The 19597-nt window shown below is 67.0% G+C and carries 20 protein-coding genes; 9 read left to right on the top strand and 11 right to left on the bottom strand.

Going from position 1 to position 19597, the window contains the following annotated elements; genetic code table 11:
• Nucleotides 1–15: 15 nt before the first annotated feature.
• Genes ACX3O0_RS11665 through ACX3O0_RS11655 form a run of 3 tightly spaced genes read right to left on the bottom strand, consistent with a single transcriptional unit; the run spans nucleotide 16 to nucleotide 1387 of the window.
• The gene (locus tag ACX3O0_RS11665) at nucleotides 16–393 is read right to left on the bottom strand and encodes a fluoride efflux transporter FluC (RefSeq protein ID WP_459107825.1); all 378 of its coding nucleotides are present in this window, start codon (nucleotides 391–393) and stop codon (nucleotides 16–18) included.
• Nucleotides 390–809, bottom strand: coding sequence for a fluoride efflux transporter FluC (locus ACX3O0_RS11660; RefSeq protein WP_459089013.1), 420 nt, complete (start codon nucleotides 807–809; stop codon nucleotides 390–392). The genes ACX3O0_RS11665 and ACX3O0_RS11660 overlap by 4 nt, the downstream gene beginning before the upstream one ends.
• Nucleotides 810–829: 20 nt before the next feature.
• The gene (locus ACX3O0_RS11655; RefSeq protein ID WP_459107824.1) at nucleotides 830–1387 is read right to left on the bottom strand and encodes a DUF3558 domain-containing protein; all 558 of its coding nucleotides are present in this window, start codon (nucleotides 1385–1387) and stop codon (nucleotides 830–832) included.
• Nucleotides 1388–1476: 89 nt separating this feature from the next.
• Here ACX3O0_RS11655 and ACX3O0_RS11650 point away from each other — a divergent pair, with 89 nt between their 5' ends.
• Nucleotides 1477–2118, top strand: coding sequence for a hypothetical protein (locus tag ACX3O0_RS11650; RefSeq protein ID WP_459107823.1), 642 nt, complete (start codon nucleotides 1477–1479; stop codon nucleotides 2116–2118).
• Nucleotides 2119–2237: 119 nt separating this feature from the next.
• On the opposite strand, the gene ACX3O0_RS11645 is transcribed toward ACX3O0_RS11650, so the two are convergent.
• Together ACX3O0_RS11645 and ACX3O0_RS11640 are read right to left on the bottom strand one after the other, a co-directional pair.
• Nucleotides 2238–2840: a PadR family transcriptional regulator gene (locus ACX3O0_RS11645; protein WP_459089007.1), complete on the bottom strand. Its 603-nt coding sequence runs from the start codon at nucleotides 2838–2840 to the stop codon at nucleotides 2238–2240.
• Nucleotides 2837–3646, bottom strand: coding sequence for a DUF4097 family beta strand repeat-containing protein (locus ACX3O0_RS11640; RefSeq protein ID WP_459107822.1), 810 nt, complete (start codon nucleotides 3644–3646; stop codon nucleotides 2837–2839). The genes ACX3O0_RS11645 and ACX3O0_RS11640 overlap by 4 nt, the downstream gene beginning before the upstream one ends.
• A 143-nt stretch (nucleotides 3647–3789) precedes the next feature.
• Between ACX3O0_RS11640 and ACX3O0_RS11635 the strand changes: the two genes are divergently transcribed.
• The gene (locus tag ACX3O0_RS11635) at nucleotides 3790–4548 is read left to right on the top strand and encodes a MerR family transcriptional regulator (RefSeq protein ID WP_459107821.1); all 759 of its coding nucleotides are present in this window, start codon (nucleotides 3790–3792) and stop codon (nucleotides 4546–4548) included.
• Nucleotides 4549–4632: 84 nt separating this feature from the next.
• On the opposite strand, the gene ACX3O0_RS11630 is transcribed toward ACX3O0_RS11635, so the two are convergent.
• Nucleotides 4633–5274, bottom strand: a complete 642-nt coding sequence (locus ACX3O0_RS11630; protein WP_459107820.1) for a hypothetical protein — start codon at nucleotides 5272–5274, stop codon at nucleotides 4633–4635.
• Nucleotide 5275: 1 nt separating this feature from the next.
• Nucleotides 5276–5935: a hypothetical protein gene (locus tag ACX3O0_RS11625; protein WP_459107819.1), complete on the bottom strand. Its 660-nt coding sequence runs from the start codon at nucleotides 5933–5935 to the stop codon at nucleotides 5276–5278.
• A 63-nt stretch (nucleotides 5936–5998) separates the two neighbouring features.
• On the opposite strand from ACX3O0_RS11625, the gene ACX3O0_RS11620 reads away from it, so the two are divergent.
• Nucleotides 5999–6664 carry a TetR/AcrR family transcriptional regulator gene (locus ACX3O0_RS11620; RefSeq protein WP_459107818.1) on the top strand — a complete coding sequence of 222 codons (666 nt, stop codon included), beginning with the start codon at nucleotides 5999–6001 and terminating at the stop codon, nucleotides 6662–6664.
• Nucleotides 6665–6688: 24 nt separating this feature from the next.
• On the opposite strand, the gene yczE (ACX3O0_RS11615) is transcribed toward ACX3O0_RS11620, so the two are convergent.
• Nucleotides 6689–7312: a membrane protein YczE gene (yczE, locus tag ACX3O0_RS11615; RefSeq protein ID WP_459088995.1), complete on the bottom strand. Its 624-nt coding sequence runs from the start codon at nucleotides 7310–7312 to the stop codon at nucleotides 6689–6691.
• A 61-nt stretch (nucleotides 7313–7373) separates the two neighbouring features.
• On the opposite strand from yczE (ACX3O0_RS11615), the gene yczR reads away from it, so the two are divergent.
• Nucleotides 7374–8789, top strand: coding sequence for a MocR-like transcription factor YczR (gene yczR / locus ACX3O0_RS11610; RefSeq protein WP_459107817.1), 1416 nt, complete (start codon nucleotides 7374–7376; stop codon nucleotides 8787–8789).
• Between the two features lie 90 nt (nucleotides 8790–8879).
• Here yczR and ACX3O0_RS11605 read toward each other — a convergent pair whose 3' ends face one another.
• On the bottom strand, nucleotides 8880–9575 hold the full coding sequence (locus ACX3O0_RS11605; protein WP_459088991.1) for a hypothetical protein: 696 nt from the start codon (nucleotides 9573–9575) through the stop codon (nucleotides 8880–8882).
• A 148-nt stretch (nucleotides 9576–9723) separates the two neighbouring features.
• On the opposite strand from ACX3O0_RS11605, the gene ACX3O0_RS11600 reads away from it, so the two are divergent.
• The 4 genes from ACX3O0_RS11600 (at nucleotide 9724) to ACX3O0_RS11585 (ending at nucleotide 14490) form a co-directional block, all read left to right on the top strand.
• Nucleotides 9724–10887 (top strand): ATP-binding protein, encoded by a 1164-nt coding sequence (locus ACX3O0_RS11600; protein ID WP_459108475.1) that lies wholly within the window; start codon nucleotides 9724–9726, stop codon nucleotides 10885–10887.
• Nucleotides 10884–11552, top strand: coding sequence for a response regulator transcription factor (locus ACX3O0_RS11595; RefSeq protein WP_459107816.1), 669 nt, complete (start codon nucleotides 10884–10886; stop codon nucleotides 11550–11552). Before ACX3O0_RS11600 ends, ACX3O0_RS11595 begins: the two co-directional genes overlap by 4 nt.
• Before the next feature lie 199 nt (nucleotides 11553–11751).
• A complete protein-coding gene (locus ACX3O0_RS11590) occupies nucleotides 11752–13338 on the top strand; it encodes an ABC-F family ATP-binding cassette domain-containing protein (protein ID WP_459107815.1) in 1587 nt (528 codons plus the stop codon).
• Nucleotides 13339–13401: 63 nt separating this feature from the next.
• Nucleotides 13402–14490 carry an EamA family transporter gene (locus ACX3O0_RS11585; protein WP_459107814.1) on the top strand — a complete coding sequence of 363 codons (1089 nt, stop codon included), beginning with the start codon at nucleotides 13402–13404 and terminating at the stop codon, nucleotides 14488–14490.
• Here ACX3O0_RS11585 and yczE (ACX3O0_RS11580) read toward each other — a convergent pair.
• A complete protein-coding gene (yczE, locus tag ACX3O0_RS11580; protein ID WP_459107813.1) occupies nucleotides 14423–15055 on the bottom strand; it encodes a membrane protein YczE in 633 nt (210 codons plus the stop codon). The genes ACX3O0_RS11585 and yczE (ACX3O0_RS11580) overlap by 68 nt on opposite strands.
• Before the next feature lie 70 nt (nucleotides 15056–15125).
• Here yczE (ACX3O0_RS11580) and ACX3O0_RS11575 point away from each other — a divergent pair, with 70 nt between their 5' ends.
• Nucleotides 15126–18404 (top strand): efflux RND transporter permease subunit, encoded by a 3279-nt coding sequence (locus ACX3O0_RS11575; protein WP_459107812.1) that lies wholly within the window; start codon nucleotides 15126–15128, stop codon nucleotides 18402–18404.
• Between the two features lie 52 nt (nucleotides 18405–18456).
• Here the strand turns inward: ACX3O0_RS11575 and ACX3O0_RS11570 are convergent, their stop codons facing one another.
• A complete protein-coding gene (locus ACX3O0_RS11570; RefSeq protein WP_459107811.1) occupies nucleotides 18457–19461 on the bottom strand; it encodes a LacI family DNA-binding transcriptional regulator in 1005 nt (334 codons plus the stop codon).
• Nucleotides 19462–19597: the final 136 nt, after the last annotated feature.

Below are 19597 nucleotides of genomic sequence, written 5' to 3'. Positions count from 1 at the left end.
AAAAGGTCTCTCAATTCAGCTCACGGTGAAGACCCAGAAAGTCAGCGCATACGCCATCCCCGTGACGGCGAGCCCGACGCCCAGGTTCGCCCCGACGTTGAGCGCGGCGACCCGGGCTCGCCCGTCGAGCACCAGCTGAACCGTTTCCACGCTGAACGTGCTGAAGGTGGTCAGCCCGCCTGCGACGCCGCTGAGCAGGATGAGCTGAAAGTCGTCGGAGAGCCCACTGCCGAGGCCCAGTACCGCTCCGCCGAGAGCCGATCCCACCGCGTTCACGATCAGCACGGCCCACGGGAACCGGGTATCGCCGGAGAACCACACCGCGACGAGGTACCGGGCGACGGCGGCCACGCCGCCGCAGAGGATGATGGCGGCGGCCACGCCGGCGGTCATTCGTCCACCCAGTCGGGTGCGTCCGGTCGCCGGCCGAGACGAAGCCCGACGCCGGCCGCCAGCAGCCCGAGCACGACGGAGGCGACGAGATAGCCGGCCGCGAGCATCCACTGGCCGGATGCCGCTTGGGAGACCAGCGACACCATGATGGCGGAGAAGGTGGTGAAGGCCCCCAGCAGCCCGGTACCCGCGCCCGCCTTCAGCCAGTACGGAACGCCGGGGCGCCCCCACAGTGCAGAGATCAACAGCCCCAGCGTGAAGCTGCCGGCAGTGTTCACCAGAAGGGTGCCGACCGGGAATTCGGCGCTGCTGTGTGGCATCAGCACATCGAGTGCCAACCGGATGCCGGTACCCAGCATTCCGCCGAGCAGCACCGCGGCAACTTCGCGGCGGCCAACCGCTACCCGAAACCTCACGGAGCCGAGACTATCGCGGGTCAGCCAACGACGATGCGCACCGCGCTTTCGACCTTCTCCTTCAAGTCGTCGGATGACATGGAACCGGTCTCGGCATCCACCGCGAACTCCACCAGCCGATCGTCGGTGCAGACCCGGAGCTCGCCCTCGACCTCGTTGAAGTCGTCGAACTTCCACCAGGCCTGGTTGCCGATGCCGTCCACCGGGGTCACCTCGCCGACGCCGCCCGGCTCGATGCAGGCGATCTTGCCGTCCGGGAAGTCCGACGCTTCGGAGATGTCGAGGTCGATCTCCAGCTCACCCTCGCCTTCCCAATCGCAGCCGGTGCTCGTCCAGGTCACGCCGTTCTGGTCGCTGTCGCCGGTCGACGGATCCGGCCCCTCCAGCTCAACTCCGAAAATGCCCACGAGGTCCTCGGTGGTGAGCCCACCACACTCGCCTCCACCGGTGGCATCGCTCGGTTCGGCGGTCGCGGACTCGCTCGGTGCGGTCGGTTCGTCGGTGTCCCCGGCGGGCGCGGAGCATCCGCCCAATCCGATCACCAGAAGCGCGGCGCCGACCAGTGCAAGAGATCTCATGGTTCTGTCCTCCGTTGGGTAACACTTCGACGGATCAGCGTCCCCGGCCGGTTGACAGGGTCGTTCGCCGTCCGATCTACACTTCAGTCGTGGGCAAGTCGAAGCGCAAGGTGTGGCCGTGGATTGTCGGCACCGTCGCCGTGCTGCTGTTGGTGCCGACCGCCGTGGTGGTCCTCCCGATCCTCCTGCACCAGGACGGAGGGCAGTCCACCGTCGTCGAGACGGAGGAGGACTGGCCGCTCACCGCGACAGCGATCGGGGACGACGGGCGAACCCGCACGATCGACGTGCGTTCGGCCGAGCCGGGCGGAACGCTCGACACGTCCGCCCTCGAACCGGGTCAGCACATCGTGGTCAGCGGAACCGGGTTCGACACCGGGCAGGGCATCTATGTCGCCATCTGCAAGATCCCGGATGATCCGGCGACCAAGCCGGGACCGTGCCTGGGCGGCGTCCCGTCGACGGAGACCGGCGAGGAGTTCGCCGAAGGCACTGTGCAGTTCGCGCCCAGCAACTGGATCAACGACGACTGGGCCTGGAAGCTGTTCGGTGCCCGCAGTTACGACGACGCAGCGACCGGCACATTCACCGCCTACCTCGAGGTGCCGCCACCTACCGGCAAGGGCGTCGACTGCCGAACGGATGCCTGCGGCGTCTTCACCCGCAACGATCACACCGCGCTGAACGACCGGGTGCAGGACGTCTACCTCCCGGTCGACTTCGCCGGCTGATCCCGCTGCCCTGCCCTCTGCCCAAACGAGAGACCTTTTCGGACATCCGCACCGGTTGAGGGAGTTTTTCCCGCCGAAGTTGCTGTTTCTCCTGCTTTCACGCTGTGGCTGTGCGCGCCTCAGCGCCCGCCGAAGCCCGCCCTCACAGCGTCGAGTTGCTCCTTGAGCCGTGCTGCGGTCCCCGGAGCGAGCGCGTCGGTCGCGACCAGCGTCCGCAGCTCCGACCGCACGAGGTTGCGGAACTCGTTCACCACCAGCTCGGCCTCCTGAAGCTCCCGGCGACCCTGCACGCCGACCGTCTTGCGCTCGGCCCGCTTCTCGCTGCGAGCATCCTGCTGCGCCTCCCTGGCGGCTGCCGCGAGGTCCGCCCGCAACGACCGCATCGCGTTGTTCACGTCCGCGCGCACCTGATCGGCGAGGTGACGAACGCTGCCGGTTACGTCGGTCTCGATCCGGTCGAGCTCCGGCTTCCTGGCGTTAAGCTCGGCTCGACCGGCATCCGTGATCGAGTACACCGTCTTCCTGCCATCCGCTTCGTTGCTGATCAGGCCGTCCGCCTGCAGCTTGGCCAGCCTTGGGTAGATGGTGCCCGCGCTGGGAATGTAGGTGCCGCCGAACCGGTCACCCAGCTCCTGGATGAGCTCGTAACCGTGCATCGGCCGCTCGCTGAGCAGGCTGAGCAGGTACAGTCGCAGGTCGCCGTGCGCGAAGACGGGACTCATTTCACCCTCTCGTCGGCCGCGTGCATCACCGACACGTCACCGCTCACGGTGGTCGCCCTGAACTCGAGCCAGCTGTCGTCGAGTTGTCCGTACTTGCCGGAGTAGCCGCCGACCACGCCCGTGATGTCGGAGTCGTCCAGCTGCACCTTGCCCGAGACGGTGTTGATCTTGTACTCGGCCGGCACGCCGGGGGCGAGCCGCACGGTGACGTCGCCGGAGACCGTGCTCACCCTGGCCGTGTCCGGGATGCCGGCCAGGTCGAGCATGATGTTTCCTGACACGGTGTCGCCCGAGAACTTGACGATGTCACCAGTTGCCGCCACGTCGCCGCCCACCGTCCGGGCGTTCACGGTGCCCTGATGGTCGCGTACCGACAGTTCGCCGCTGACCGCGTTCAGGTCGAGTACCCCCGCGGTGTTGTCGATGACCGCCTCACCGCTGACGGTGCTGATCTTGCCGCCGTTCCGCAGCCCGCTGACGATGGCGGATGCCGACACCACTCCCAGCTTCAACTCGACGTTGCGGGGTACCAGGATGCTGACCTCGGCCCTGGCGTGCCCGCGGAAGTACTTGAACACGTCGATGAAGTTCTCCCAGTTGAGTTGCGGATGGTCGACTTCGAGCACGTCGCCTTCGATTGAGACCTTGATCGGCTTGCCGTCGACGGAGTGCACCTCGACCCGTGCTCCCGGTTCGTCGTGGCCGACGATGTCGACCCGGCCGGCCACCAGGCCGACCTTGAGGGCACGCACTTCGTGTACGTCGATGATCCTGGGGCCGTCTACGAGCCACTTCTGCCTGGCCATGTTCTCTCCCGCCGTAAGTCAAGCTATATCGCGTCTAATCCGGTTCACGCTATATCGCGTTTCAGAATCCCGCAAGATATTTCGCTTGACATTGACGTAGCGTCAACCTTTATCGTCGTAGTCGAGCAGGAAAGGGGTACGGCATGGACTGGTCCATCCAGGACATTGCGCGCCTGTCGGGAACGACGAGCCGCACGCTGCGTCACTACGACGACGTGGGGCTGCTGGCGCCTAGCCGCATCGGCGGCAACGGTTACCGCTACTACGACGAAGATGCCCTCGCCCGGTTGCAGCGCATCCTGTTGTTGCGGGAACTTGGACTCGGCCTGCCGGCAATCGGCGAGGTGCTCGCGGGGCAACGCAGGAATGCGGATGCCCTGCTGGGCCACCTGCACTGGTTGCACAAGGAGAAGGAACGGCTTGACCGGCAAATCGCCGCCGTCGAGACGACGATCACGAAGATGGAGGGGGGTGAACAACTGATGGCAGAAGAAATGTTTGACGGCTTCGACCACACCCAGTACAAGGATGAGGTCGAGGAGCGGTGGGGCAAGGATGCCTATGCGAAGGGCAACAAGTGGTGGACGTCCATGTCTGCCGAAGAGAAGCGCGGTTGGAAGCAGCGTGCCGAAGACCTCGGCAAGGCGTGGATCGCGGCGGCCCAGGCCGGAATCGACCCAGCCGGCGACGAGGCCCAGGCCGTCGCGCAGCAGCACTTCGAGTGGCTGCGCGGCATCCCGGGCGCCCCGGGCGGCGGTACGACCGGCCCGACGAAGGAGTACTTCACCGGGCTGGCGGAGATGTACGTCGCGGACGAGCGATTCGCCGCCAACTACGGCGGTGTGGACGGCGCGACGTTCGTGCGCGACGCGATGAAGGCCTACGCCGATCGCAACCTGTAGGTCATCCGGCCACGCTGTCGTTTCGGTGGAACGCGCCCGAATATTCGTGCGCGTTCCACCGAGAACGGCGCGTGGCTGGCGCCGTCACAGCCGGCCGACGTTCGCCGCGGCATCCACCTTCGACGGCTGCAGCCAGCGCCCCAGCCAGAGGTACCAGAATGGCCAGCTCAGCCAGGCGGTGAGGCCGGGGATGAGCCCGATCACGCCCAGCGTGAGTTGCGGCCAGGACAGCCACGGAAACAGGACCGCCGCCCCGACGAAGACGACCCCGGCGACCAGGCCGATACCGATCGCCTGGCCGAAACGTGCCAGCCGGCGCGGGTAGTCGGTGTCGGCCAGGAAGTGCCCGCTCACCCAGAACAGCCAGATCGCCTGCAGCAGGATGACCGCCACCGTGATCGGCGTGGCGACCTCGAATGACAGCACGTCGGTCACCAGGAGGAACGAGGAGATCGCCGCGACGGGCGACAGGACGATCACGACCCAGTTGAAAGCCCTGGTTCCCGGGGTGGTGGCTGCGTTCGCACCAACGTGAGCGATGAGGAATGGCAGAAGCAGATTGCTGAGGCCGGACAGGATGTCGCTCGCCGGCCCGAACCAGCGGGAACCGCCCCCAGGCAACTCGATCCCGTACATCAGGATGAGTGAGATGCAGGTGAACAGGGTGATTGCGAACAATGCGTAGCTGAGGGCGGCAAACCGGGCATCCCGGGCGGGGGCGGGCATCTCACAACCAACTCTCTGCTGCGACCGGCGCGGCAGGCTCTGCTGCGAGCGCCTCCGTCGGGTGCAGCCAGCGCCCGACCAGGAGATACCAGACCGGCCAGCCCAGCCACACGGATCCACCGAGGAGCACACCGACCCCGCCGACGATCAGCTGCGGCAGCGACATCCAAGGCAGCAACAGGCTGACTCCGACCAGGAGGAACCCGGCGATCAGGCCGATGCCGATGAGCCGGCCGAACCGAGCGAGGCGCCGCGGGAACGTGGGGTCAGCCAGAAGCCGCCCGTTCAGCCACGCCATCCAGGCGGCGAGGAACGCTGTCACCGTCACAGCGATGGCGCTCGGCACCCCCAGCGGCACCAGCTGTGCCGCGAGCAGGAAGGATGCGACCGCAGAGCAGATCGTGAGCACCACGAGTGCTCCGATGATCGCCCGCGACACGGCGGAGTTCAGCAGTCTGCGACTGAGATGAACGACGAGCGCCGCCAGGAGCAGCTTGCTGACGCCATCGAGCGTGTCGCTGGCCGCCCCGAAATAGTACGGTCCGCCGCGGGGGACCTCGATGGAATACATCGTGATGAGGCACACGCCCGCCAGCAGTGTTGTTGCGGCGAGGGCGAATGCGACTCGAGCGATGCGGACGTCGCGGGTGGGAACAGCCATGGTCCGGCTCCTTAGTGTCACTAGTGATGATCACTAGTGACTGTCACTAGTAGTGTAAGGAGGGTGAAGAGCAGCGTCAATGGGGAAAATGAGCCGAAACTCAGCCGAAAGGAGCGGGCTGGACGCACGCGTGCACGCATCCTCTCGGCCGCCCGCGAGGAGTTCACGGCGAGCGGCTATCACGCCACCACCATGGTGGTGATCGCGGCCCGCGCCGACGTTGCCGTGCAGACCGTGTACTTCGTCTTCGGCACCAAAGCGCAGTTACTCAACGACCTGCTGGGCGTATCCGTCATGGGTCAGTCCGAAACCGGTACCCCGATCGCTCGGCCCGAGGATTCGGACTGGTTCCGGGACGCACTCGAGTCGGGCGATGGCGCGACGGCGATCGCCCACTTCGTCCGGGGGACCGTGCCCATCTATGCGCGAGCAGCAGCCGTTGCGGAAACCGCGCGCGTCGCGGCAAGGACTGATCCTGATGTCGCCGAGGTCTATGAGGAATCGGAGCGCCACCGCTCCCGCGAATTCCGGAAGGTCACCGAAAGCCTGGGCGCGCACGGTCTGCTGCAGCCCGGGCTGACGGCTGCGCGGGCCGGCGACATCCTGGTCACCCTCCTCGGGCCGCAGAACTATCTGGCGTTCACTGCCCAGCATGAATGGACCGACGCCGAATTCGCGGACTGGGTGACGGATGCCCTGGCACGGCTGCTCCTGCCGCTCGTCGACTGACGGGAGTGTGACCCGACCCTGACGTCAGGGAGTCGCCGGAGCGACGGATGCCACGCTCTCGCTGGTCCGCGGCGCATCCGGTGCCCGCAACAGTGGCATCGTCACGTTGACCATCGGTCCGATGAACAGCGCGAAGGCGACCGTGCCCAGCCCCACCGTGCCGCCCAGCATCCAGCCGGCCGCCAGCACGACGACCTCGATGGTGGTGCGCACCACCCAGATGCGAACGCCGTAACGGCGATGGATGCCCGTCATCAGGCCGTCCCGGGGGCCGGGTCCGAACCTCGCTCCGATGTACAGGCCGGTCGCGATCGCCAGCAGTACCAGGCCTGCAGCGAAGAGCAGAATCTGTGCCCAGAGTTCTGTCTGCGCCGGGATCAGCCACAGGCCCACCTCCGCGCTCGGGCCGATCAGCAGCACGTTGAGCACTGTTCCGATGCCCGGCTTCTCGCGGATCGGGATCCACAGGAGCAGCACGGCCAGGCCGATGAGGTTGGTGACCAGGCCGAACGCGAGACCGGTCTGGATGGATACCCCCTGGGAGAGCACATCCCACGGCGAGACGCCGAGGCCGGCGCGAATCATCATGGCGATGGCCACCCCGTAGAGGAAAAGGCCGATGAGCAGTTGGGGGATCCGACGAAGCATGATGATATCCAATTTGACTATTGGCCTTATATCAAGAGGCCAATCGTCGTAAAGTGGCCTCATGGCATCACTGTCTGCTCGCGCACTGGCCGCCCTCCTCAGCGATTGGCGGGGAGAAGGGCCGTCCGCCTACGCGGCGCTCGCCGGCCGCATCCGCCTGCTCATCGTGGACGGTCGTATCCCACTGGGCACCCGCATTCCCGCCGAGCGAGACCTCGCGGCCGGGCTCGGCATCAGCCGGACCACCGTGACAAAGGCGTACAGCGAATTGCGCGAATCCGGCTACCTCACCAGTGTGCGCGGCTCCGGCAGCATCGCCCGCCTCCCCGGTCGTGCGCCGGTGTCCATCGACGCGGGCCTGAGCGACTACCTCGACTTTTCGAAGGCGGCCATGCCGGCAGCGCCCGGGATCGTGGATGCCGCCGAGCGGGCAACCGCAGACCTGCCCGCCTACCTGAGCGGCACCGGTTTCGATCCGGTGGGAATCCCGGTGCTGCGCGAGGCGATCGCCGAACGTTACCGGTTGAGGGGGCTGCCCACCGACCCGGACCAGATCATGGTGACGATCGGCGCGCAGCACGCCATCGCCCTGTTGGCCCGCACCCTGGTCGGCCGGGGCGACAGCGCGATCGTTGAGGTGCCCACCTACCCGCACGCCTACGAGGCCCTGCGCCATGCGGGCGCCCGGCTGGTTCCGGTGAACGTCTCGGTGGACGACGGATGGGACCGTCTCGCGCTCGAACAGGCGATCCAGCGCTCCAGTCCGGCGGTGGGCTACCTGATGCCGGACTTCCACAACCCGACCGGCCAGAGCATGCCGGTCGAGCTCCGGCAGCGGGCGCTCGAACTCGCCGAACGGCACGGCACCCGGCTGATCGCCGACGAGACGATGGCGGAGCTCTCCCTCGACCACGATCATCCGGTCACGCCATTCGCCGCTCTCGGCGACGCCATCTCGATCGGATCGGTCGGCAAGACCGTGTGGGGCGGCCTCCGGGTCGGCTGGATCCGGGCCGAGCGGCCTCTCATCCAGAAGCTGGTGCGGGCGCGGATGGCCGGCGACCTCGGCACGCCGATCCTCGAGCAGCTCATGGTCGCGCGGCTGCTGGCCGACTACGACGTCATCCTCGCTGAGCGTCGAGCCCAATTGCTGACCGGTCGCGACCACCTGGTCTCGGCGCTGCGATCCGCGTTTCCCGAGTGGTCGGTGCCGCACGTGCCCGGCGGCCTGACCGCCTGGGTGAACATCGGGCTGCCGGTCAGCTCCCAGTTGACGATCGCCGCCCGGAGCCACGGGCTGCTCATCACGGCGGGGCCGCGATTCGGCATCGATGGGGCGTTCGAGCGGTTCCTGCGCATCCCGTTCAGCTACGCGCCGGAGGAGACCGATCGCGCGGTCGCCGCCCTTGCCGCGGCCTGGGAATCGTTCGCCCAGCTCCCGGTCGGGGAGCAGCCCTACCTGACCGACGTCGTTTGAGCATCCGCCGCCGCGCTGTCGTTTGAGTGGTCCGCGCCCGCACCTGCGTGCGCGAACCACTCAAAACACCGCGTCGCGGCAGTGGGCAAGCTAGGCGCTCAGCGCCTCCGACTTGCGAGCGGCGTCCGCCGCGGTCGTCGCCGCGGATGCCCACACCGTCAGCGGGCTGCGCCAGACCGCCACGGCGAGGGCACCCAGGGTGCCGAGGTAGAGCAGCCCGGAGGCGAGGGTGGCCCACTCGGTGATGCTCGTGCCCACGAACTCGATGACCAGCCACAACCAGATCGCGTACGGCACCCAGCGCGGTCCAACCTTGGCCCGCAGCACGGCAACGCCGAGCAGCAGCATTCCGAGCACCGTGCCGACCGTGCCGCACAGCATCATGATCATCAGCGGCAGGGGCATCTCACCGTCGAGCAAGCCGGCGTAGACCGTGTGGTTCGCGGTGTCCGCCGCCATCGCCAGCTGCACGAGCTGGGTTCCGCCGAAGACCGCGTGCCCGAACCCGCCGATGACGGCGACGGTCCCGGCGATGACGGCGATGATGGGCGCGCGGATGCCGGCCAGGTGGGAGATGCCGAGCACCGCGATGATGAACGGCAGTTGGGCTACCACGAAGGCTGTCGCCGAGATGGTGGCCATGGTTCCTGCCGCATCGATCGCGGCGAGGTTCTCGGCGGTGCCCTGGGCGAACGCGGGCATCAGCGCAATGGAGACAACGCTCAGCACGGCGTTGAGCACCAGGCTGATGGCCGCGACGGTGCGGACATAACGGGCAGTGATCATCATGACTCCTTCGGTGGGGGTCGCGATGATCGCGACCTGCCATGACGGTAGGGAGCGCCCAGGGTGCGCGTCATCAGCCCCGGGTTGATGAACGCATCAACTTGCGGCTGATGCTGTCGGTCACCGCCGTCACTAGGCTTGCCCCGTGATGCAGCGGATGCTGGGAAAGCGGACGTTGGTGGCCTGGGTCATCGACGGGACGTTCGCTGTCGTGCTGACCGCACTCGCGCTCATCGAGATCTGGCTGCCGCTGCCATCCGTCGCCGGTAGTGGCTCACCCGTCACCAGCTCTGTTGTTGCGATCATCCTGTGCCTGACCCTCGCATTGCGCCGGGTCTGGCCGCTGGCTACGGCGCTGGTGGTCCTGTTGACCTGGCCGATCGCCTTCAGCATCCAGCCCGTTCTGGTGTTGTTCTGGGGGCAATTCGTTCCCATCGTGGTTGCCACCTATTCGGTGGCCAGGCACGGCAACCGGCGGGAGTCCGTCATTGGCGCGCTCGCGGCCGCTTCCTGCCTGTTGTTCTTCGACTTTCGCGTCACCGAACTGCAGGATCCTGGCGAGGTGTTCTTCCACTGGTTCGGGGTGGTGCTCGCCTGGCTGATCGGTCTGCTGGTCAACCGGGCGGAACGACGCGCTGTCGAAGCCCAGCACCGGGCGGTCGAGATCGAGACGGAGAGCCGCACGCGGATGCTGACCGCCATCGCCGATGAGCGGTCCCGGATCGCGCGCGAGTTGCACGACGTCGTGGCCCACGCGGTCAGCGTCATGGTGGTGCAGGCCGGCGCTGCCGAGCAGGTCGTCGACGATGACCCGGCATACGCACGGCAGGCCCTGTCGAACATCCGCAATACCGGGGCGGATGCCCTGGGCGAGATGCGTCGGGTGGTCGCCATGCTGCGCGACACCACGGACGAGCCGCTGCGGCCCCAACCGGGCCTCGACGGATTGTCCGCCCTGGCTGATGACGCGCGAAACGGCGGGCTGGATGTCTCGATCGCCATCCAGGGAACACCACGTGCGCTTCCTCCCGGCCTCGACCTCGCGGCGTACCGCATCGTGCAGGAGGCGCTCACCAACGCCAGGCGCCACTCGGGGGCCACGCGCGCCGACCTCACCGTCGACTACACGGACACCAGTGTGCGGGTTGAGGTGCGCGATGACGGCTCAGGCGGGCACGGGTCGACCGACGGGCACGGGCTGATCGGCATGCGGGAGCGGGCGGCCGTCTACGGCGGTCGGCTGGAGACGGTGCAGAGCGACGGCCGTGGGTTCACCGTGCGCGCCGAACTCCCGTGGGCGGTGACCGCGTGACCGATCCGGCCCAGATCCGGGTCCTCGTCGCCGACGACCAGGAACTGGTGCGCGGCGGTTTCCGGCTGATCCTGGAGCGGGCCGGGATGCTCGTCGTCGCCGAGGCAGGCGATGGCCAGGAAGCCGTCGACCTCGCCAGGGAGAATTCGCCTGACATCGTGCTCATGGACATCCGGATGCCCCGCATGGACGGCATCGAGGCGACCAGGGTTCTGCTCGCCGGGGATGAGCCCCGGCCGCGCGTGCTTGCCCTGACCACTTTCGACCTGGACGAGTACGTCTACCAGGCGGTTCGAGCGGGGGCGAGTGGGTTCCTGCTGAAGGATGTGTCACCCGACGACCTGGTTCACGCCGTTCAATCGGTGGCCCGAGGCGACACGCTGCTTGCGTCAGCGGTCACCCGGCGGCTGCTCGAGCGCTTCTCGAAGGCACCGCTGGACGGGGTGCTTCCGCCACAATTGACCGGCCTGCCGGAGCGCGAACTCGAGGTGGCCAGGCTCGTGGCCCGAGGGCTGTCGAACTCCGACATCGGGCGCGAGCTCTTCCTCAGCGAGGCGACCGTCAAGACCTACGTGTCGCGCCTACTCGGCCGGCTCGGGCTGCGCGACCGAGTGCAACTGGCCGTTCTCGCCTACGAGACCGGGCTGGTGCGCCCCGGCGCCTAGCCCTTGCATCCGTCCATCCGCTCTGGCACCATAGACCGTCGGCCCGCACATCGCAGGGCCTCGACACAGCAACCTCCGAGAGAGGGCCAAGCCAGTGAAGATCTCCGCCTCCACGCCTGACCCCAGGCGCTGACCGAACCTTCACGCGTAGCGGAAGGCCCCCCGCGTCAGTGCACCCTGACGTTTCGAGGAGGCCGTTTTGGCTCATACATCCACCCCTTCCATTGTCATCACCAACCTCAGCCTGAGGTGGCCTAACGGCTCGACGGCGCTCGAAGCCATCACGGCCACGTTCGGCTCTGGCCGCACCGGTCTCACCGGCCTCAACGGGTCAGGCAAGACGACCCTGTTGCGGCTCATCGCGGGTGAGCTGACCCCGACCACCGGCACCGTGACGACAACGGATGCTGTCGCCTACCTGCCGCAGAATCTTCCGCTGGTCACCGGCAGCACCCTCGCCGAAGCCCTCGGAATCGAGGGGAAGGTGCGAGCGCTGAATGCCATCTACTCCGGCGATGCCACGGCGGAGAACTTCGATGCGCTCCAGAACGATTGGGGCGTCGTCGAACGTGCCCAGGCGGTGCTGTCCGAGCTGGGGTTCACCACCGAGGCGAACCTGGACCGTGCGGTGCAAACCCTGTCCGGCGGGGAAGCGGTCCTGGCCGGCATCGCCAGACTGCGGCTGGCGGACGCCCCGATCGCCCTCCTCGACGAACCGACCAACAACCTCGACCGGCGCGCCCGCGAACTGCTGTACTCGGCGGTGCACACCTGGCGTGGTGCGCTCGTCGTCGTCAGCCACGATCGCGAACTGCTGGACCTCATGGATGACACCGCCGAACTGAGGGCGGGCAGCATCCGCATCTTCGGTGGGAGCTTTTCCGCATTCACCGATCAATTGCGCCTCGAGCAGGATGCGGCGGCGCGGATGCTGCGCTCGGCCGAGCAGGAACTGCGGGTGGAGAAGCGGCAGCGCGCCGAAGCCGAGGTGAAGCTGGCCAGCCGGGAGCGGTTCGGCCAGAAGGCGTTCGAGAACAAGCGCGAACCGAAAATCATCATGAACGCGCGCAAACGTGAAGCGCAGGTGTCCGCCGGCAAGTACCGGGGGATCCAATCGCAGAAGGTCGCGGATGCGTCGCACGCGGTCGCCGAGGCCGAATTGCGGGTACGCGAAGATGCTCGCATCCGTATCGACCTGCCCGGCACCGCGGTGCCCGTCGGCCGCATCATGCTCGAGCTTGCCTCCACGCCGCACCCGATCGAGGTGCGTGGACCGGAACGGGTGGCGCTCACCGGCGCCAACGGCGCTGGCAAGACCACGCTGCTCCGTGAGATCGTGCGTGATGCGCCGAGTGAGCGGGTGCCGTTCCGCATCGACAGCGTTGGTTACCTTCCGCAGCGGCTCGACGTGCTGAATGACGACTCCAGCGTGCTCGACAACGTGCGAGCAGCAGCGCCGTCGGCACCACCCAATGCGTTGCGGGCGCAGCTGGCGCGGTTCCTGATCCGCGGCGACCGGGTCGACCAGCTGGCCGGCCGGCTGTCCGGGGGCGAACGCTTCCGGGTGTCGCTCGCCAGCATCCTGCTCGCCGAGGTGCCGCCGCAACTGCTGCTGCTGGATGAGCCGACCAACAACCTCGATCTGCAGAGCGTTGACCAGCTGGTCGATGCACTGGACGCGTACCAGGGTGCCCTGCTGGTGGTCAGCCACGACCGGTTCTTCCTGGACCGGCTTGGGATCACCACGTGGCTGGAGCTGCGCGACGGGCTCCCGGTGCTCGCCTGAGGCCCGAAAACCGAGGCACTGTGGCGTGCCGCCGTACCTGCGAGTCCGTGAAACGATTGCCGGATGCGCCACGTCGTCTTCGTCCTGCTTGCTGCGATCTGTTTCGGCACGACCGGCACCGCGCAGGAGTTCGGGCCGGATGGCGCATCCGCTCTCTCCGTCGGGGCAGCCCGCATCGCCATCGGCGGGGGCGCACTTGCGCTCGTGGCGTGGCTCGCGCGGGCAATTTTTGCACGCGCGGGCGTAACTTCACCCGCGCTAGTCCAGAAGGCCAGCGCTCGACGCGGCGGCCTGTCCGCCAGCGCTGCGTCCGGCAGTATCCCCATCGCCCCCGAGGGCGCGATCGTCACTCCAGCCCTGTCGCCAACGATGGAGATCCGCGCAGGCAGCGGCGTGTTGGCGACGGATGCCCGGCGCGGCGCGAAAATCCCCGTCGTTCGCGACCGTCGAGCGGCCGCTCCCACCTGGCTCCTCATCGCGTTCGGCGCGGCCGGGGTGGTCGCCTACCAGCCGGCCTTCTTCCTGGGCACGAGCCTCAACGGGGTCGCGGTCGGCACGATCGTCGCGCTCGGCTCCGCGCCGATCCTGACCGGCGCGCTGGAGTGGGCGGTCACCAGGGTCTTCCCCGGAATCGTCTGGCTCATCGCCACCCTCGTCGCCACGGTGGGCGTTGTGCTGCTCACCGGCATTGGCGGGGCGGATGCGATCAGTGTCGAAGGCCTGGCGGCGTCGCTTGCCGCAGGTGCCTCCTACGCCGTCTACGCCCTGGCGAGCAAGCGCCTCCTCGTGAGGGGGTGGACGCCCACCGCCGCCATGGGGAGTGTCTTCGGGTGGGCTGCCGCGGCATCCGTTCCCCTGCTGCTGGTCACCGACCTGCGCTGGCTGGCAACCGGAAGCGGCATCGGCATGGCCCTGTGGCTCGGACTGGTGACCACGACTCTCGCTTACCTGCTGTTCGCGCGCGGGCTGATCGGCCTGAGTGCCGCCACCGTTTCTACGCTGACCCTTGCGGAGCCGTTGACGGCAACCCTGCTCGGCATCCTCGTCCTGAACGAGCAGCTCTCCGGCAACGCCGTGATCGGCATCATCGTTCTGGCGCTGGGTCTCGTTCTTCTCGTGTTACCGCGGCGGGCACCAGCAATATCGGCATGAAGAAGCCGGCGAGCGGGCCGATGAGCAATGCGAAGGCGAGCGTCCCGACTCCGACGTTGCCACCGAGCAGCCAGCCGATCACCAGCACGGCGACCTCGATGCCGGTGCGTACCACCCAGATCGGCCATCCGGTCACCCGGTGAAGCCCGGTCATCAGGCCGTCGCGCGGTCCGGGCCCGAAACGGGCTCCGATGTAGAGGCCGGTTGCGAAGCCGACCAACACCAATCCGAGTGCAAACGACAGCACGCTCCAGACCAGGTTCGTGGGGACCGGGAACCAGACGAACCCGACCTCCACGAAAACACCGATGAGCAGCGCGTTGGCGATAGTGCCGATGCCCATCTTCTGGCGGATCGGGATCCAGAGGAACAGCACCACGATGCTGATCAGGATGGTCAGGAAGCCGAAAGCCAATCCGGTCTTGAGCTGCAACCCCTGCGTCAGGACGTCCCACGGTGCGATGCCGAGTTCCGCCCGCACCATGAGGGCGATTCCGAGCCCGTAACAGAGCAATCCAACGAACAGTTGCGCGATGCGCCGGGTCATGGTGAGGGCTGGAGACACCAGATCATTCAACACTAAACCGGGGGCCTGAAATACTAGGACTCCCACCCCACCTCTTCCCGGGAGCGCCGTGCATCTCCTCTCCGTCTTCAGCCTGCGAAATCGCGCGCTGATCGCCCTGGTGACGATCGTCGTCGGCGTCTTCGGCAGCATCGCGCTCACCTCGCTGAAGCAGGAGTTGATCCCGTCGGTCAGCTTCCCGCAACTCGTGGTCGTCACGGCCTATCCGGGCGCCGCTCCTGAGGTGGTCAACGAGGATGTCAGCACCCCGATCGAAACGGCGATCCAGGGGGTGGCCGGGCTGGAGGGCACCACGGCGACATCGCGCACCAATGTGTCGACCATCTCCGCATCCTTCACCTACGGCACCAACCTGGCCACCGCGGAGCAGAAGGTGCAGCAGGCGATCAACCGCATCAAGTCGACGCTGCCGGATGATGTCGACCCGCAGGTGATCACCGGCAGCATCGACGACCTGCCGGTGATCCAGATCGCGGTCACCAGCAACCTCGACATTCGCGACCTCACCGCTCAGCTGGAAGCGTCGACGCTGACCGACATCCAGGCGCTGGAAAGTGTGCGTGAGGCGAGCCTGCTCGGCACGATCGGGCAGCGCCTGACCATCACGCCGGACCGCGCGGCGCTCGCCGCGGCTGGGGCAACCAGCCAATCCATCAATGACGCGCTCGACTCGAACGGGTTGCTGCTGCCGGCCGGTTCGATCACTGAGGGCGATCAGACCCTGACGGTTCAGGCGGGCACCCGGATCGAGTCCGCGGATGCCATCGGCAGCCTCCCCTTGTCAGGCGTCACCGGACCGGCTGGCGAGCCGTTGACGATAGCGGATGTCGCCAGCGTCGAGATCACGGACGACCCGATCACCGGTATCTCCCGAGTCAACGGTGAACCGTCGCTGACGATTGCCGTCACCAAGACCCCGGCCGGGAACACGGTTGCCGTGTCCGGGCTGGTGCAGGACCTGATCCCCGAACTGGAGGAGTCCCTCGGCAACGGCACGCAACTCACCGTCGTCTTCGACCAGGCCCCGTTCATCGAGCAGTCGATCGAGTCACTGGCCACCGAGGGCGTGCTCGGGCTGATCTTCGCGGTCATCGTCATCCTGGTGTTCCTGCTGTCGATTCGCTCGACGCTGGTGACCGCGATCTCGATCCCGGCATCCGTTCTCATCACGTTCATCGGCATGCAGGCGGCCGGTTACACGCTCAACATCATCACTCTGGGTGCGCTGACCATCGCCATCGGGCGGGTGGTCGACGACTCGATCGTCGTCATCGAGAACATCAAGAGGCACATCGGTCTCGGCGAGCACAAGCTGGTGGCGATCCAGACTGCGGTCAAGGAGGTCGCTGCCGCGATCACCGCGTCGACGGTGACCACGGTGGCGGTGTTCCTGCCGCTGGCCCTGGTCGGCGATATCACTGGGGAGCTGTTCCGTCCCTTCGCATTGACGGTGACCATCGCGCTGGCCGCTTCGCTGTTCGTGTCGCTCACGATCGTGCCGGTGCTGGCGTACTGGTTCCTCGGCAAGAAGGTGGACGCGAGGCTGGTCGAGCCCGTCGCGACCCCGTCCCCATCCCCGTCGGTTGAGCTCGCCGAAGGGCACACCCCGCCGGTTGAGTTTGTCGAAACCCCCACGGGCAACGTATTCCAGGTCGCATCCACGACCCCGGCGCTACCGGCGACCAGCCCGTCCAACGCGACGCCGACCTCCCGCCGCGCCATCCGCGACCGCACGGAGAACGCCGACCTCCACGAACTCGACACTCCGACCCGGCTGCAGAGGGGCTACCTCCCGGTCATCCACTTCACTTTGAAGCGCCCCGCGGTCACGATCCTCGCGGCGGCCCTGGTGTTGGGCGGCACTGTGGCGATGGTTCCGAGCATGAAGACGAATTTCATCGGCGACAGCGGCCAGAACACCCTCAGGGTGAGCCAGACCCTTCCCCTCGGTACCAGCCTTGAGGCGCAGGATGCGGCGGCCCAGGTGGTCGAGGACGCACTGCGCGCCATCGACGAGATCGAGACGGTGCAGTTGTCGATCGGTTCGGGGGGCAGTTCCCTCCGTGCGGCTTTCGGGGGTGGCGGTGGTGTGACCTATTCGCTGACGACCGATCCCGACGCCGATCAGGAGGCCCTGCAGGCCGAGGTCCGCGAGGCGCTCGCCGAGCTCGAGGACGTCGGCGAGGTGTCGCTTGCGGCCGCCGGTTCCGGTTTCGCCTCCAGCGACATCGCCGTGAACATCACCGCGAACAGCAACAGCGACCTGACCGAGGCAGCGGATGCCGTACTCGCCGCTGTCGAAGAACTTGGCGTGACGGCGGAGGCGGCGAGCAACCTGGCGGTCTCGCAGCCGTACATCGCGGTTCAGGTGGATCGGGTTGAAGCCGCCCGTCTGGGGCTAAGCGAGCTCGCCGTCGGCGGGATGGTGTCTAGTGCGATGCTTCCCCGCGTTGCGGGAACAGTTGTCATCGACGAGAAGACTTTGTCTATCTATATCGACACCGAGGGGGCGCCGGTCACGATCGAGGAGCTGCGCGCCTTCCCGATCCCGACCGCGCAGGGACTGACCCCGCTGGAGAGCCTGGCCACGGTAGCTGAGGTGGACGGCCCGGCATCCATCACCACCATCCGGGGCATCCGTTCGGCCACCGTGAGCGTCACGCCGAACAGTGACGACGTCGGTACAGCCTCGGCCGAAATCCAGGCTGCCGTCGACGGCGTCTCGTTGCCGGCCGGGGCCAGCGCCGAACTCGGCGGCGTGACCGCGCAGCAGGGCGACGCGTTCCAACAGCTGGGCCTCGCTCTGCTGATCGCCATCCTGATCGTCTACGTCGTGATGGTCGCGACCTTCAAGAGCCTGCGCCAGCCGCTGCTGTTGCTGGTCTCTGTTCCGTTCGCAGCCACCGGGGCGATCGCCTTGCAGGTGATCTCCGGCGTACCGCTGGGTGTCCCGTCGCTGATCGGCGTGCTCATGCTCATCGGCATCGTGGTGACGAACGCGATCGTGCTGATCGACTTGGTGAACCAGTACCGGGACCGTGGGATGAGGGTGGGCGATGCCATCGTGCACGGCGCCAGTCGACGACTCCGCCCGATCCTGATGACGGCGCTGGCGACTATTTTCGCCCTCCTGCCGATGGCTGTCGGGCTGACCGGTCACGGCGGCTTCATCTCGCAGCCGCTGGCTATCGTCGTGATCGGCGGGCTGGTCTCGTCCACCCTGATGACGCTGGTGGTGCTGCCGTCGCTGTACTACCTGGTTGAGGGCGCCAAGGAGCGGCGGCTCGAGCGGAAGGCCGGGAAGGCCGGTCCTGTGACGAGCGCGTAGCCCCGCTGGGTGAAGAATCGCCCTGCAAGCATTCTCGACACCGGTCCCGAGGTCAGTGCGCGGCGGCGACAGCAGTCGACTCGCGAACATGCAGCAGCCCCTGCAGGTTGTGCTGCCTTCCTGCTGGTGCGCCGTCGATGAGTGTGAGCAGCACATCGGTGGAGAGGCGGCCGGCCTGCACGATGGGTGAGGCGACCGTAGTGAGGGCGGGCTGGCAGAAGTCGGCACCGAAGGTGTCGTCGTAGCCTACGACGCTGATCCTGCCGGGGATGTCGATGCCGAGGTGGCGGAGCCGCTTGATCAGCCCAATGGCGAGCTGGTCGTTATATCCGATGATGGCGGTGGGATTGCGCGATAGCGCGGTCTCGGCGGCCGCTGCCCCTTGGTCGATGGTGGGCATGAACGGTCCGATCCGCTCGACCGAAATGCCGTGGAGCTCCGCTGTCTCACTGATGCCCTTCCACCGACGGGGTTCTGACCACGAGAGCTTGGGTCCGCCCACGTAGACGACGCGCTTGTGACCGAGCGATGCGAGGTGTTCGATGATTTGCCGGCTGCCGTGCTCGGTTTCGAGCACAACGCTGGTGACTCCGTCGACTTCGCGGTTGAACGAGACGACGGGGCGGCGGCGGCTGAGGTCGAGCAGGTCGCCGTCGGAGAGGCCGCGTGCGGCGACGATAAAGCCGCTCACCGAGCCCATGACGCGATTGATGTGCAGGCGCTCGATGTCGGCCGACTCGTCGGTGATGCCGAGCATCACCGAGTAGCCCGCTGAGCGAGCCTGCCGTTCGACGCCCTGGATGACTCCGGCGAAGAAGGGGTTGGAGATGTCCTGAACCATGAGGTCGATGCTCTTGCCGGCCAGAACAGGCATGCGGGTAATGGCGTTGGGGCGGTAGCCCAGTTCGTCGGCGACGCGCCGCACGATCTCGACTGTTTCCCGGCTGACCCGTTCGGGGTTGGAGAAGACGCGAGAGGCGGTGGAGGTTGCGACCCCCGCCGCTTCGGCCACGTCGACCAGGCGCACCCTCGGTGTGGCTCGGGCATTCGGCGACATGGCTCTCCTCTTGAACGGTTAACCGATTATGGCAAATTTTGGCAAACTGCGTGCAACAACTTGTCAAGTCGTCCAGACTGACCTGAATGCACCATCCTGCTCGCAAGAATCTTTTGGCAATTGACTGGAACACAGC

Source organism: Homoserinimonas sp. A447, from assembly GCF_054489325.1.
This window is presented reverse-complemented; position numbering and strand designations above follow the sequence as displayed.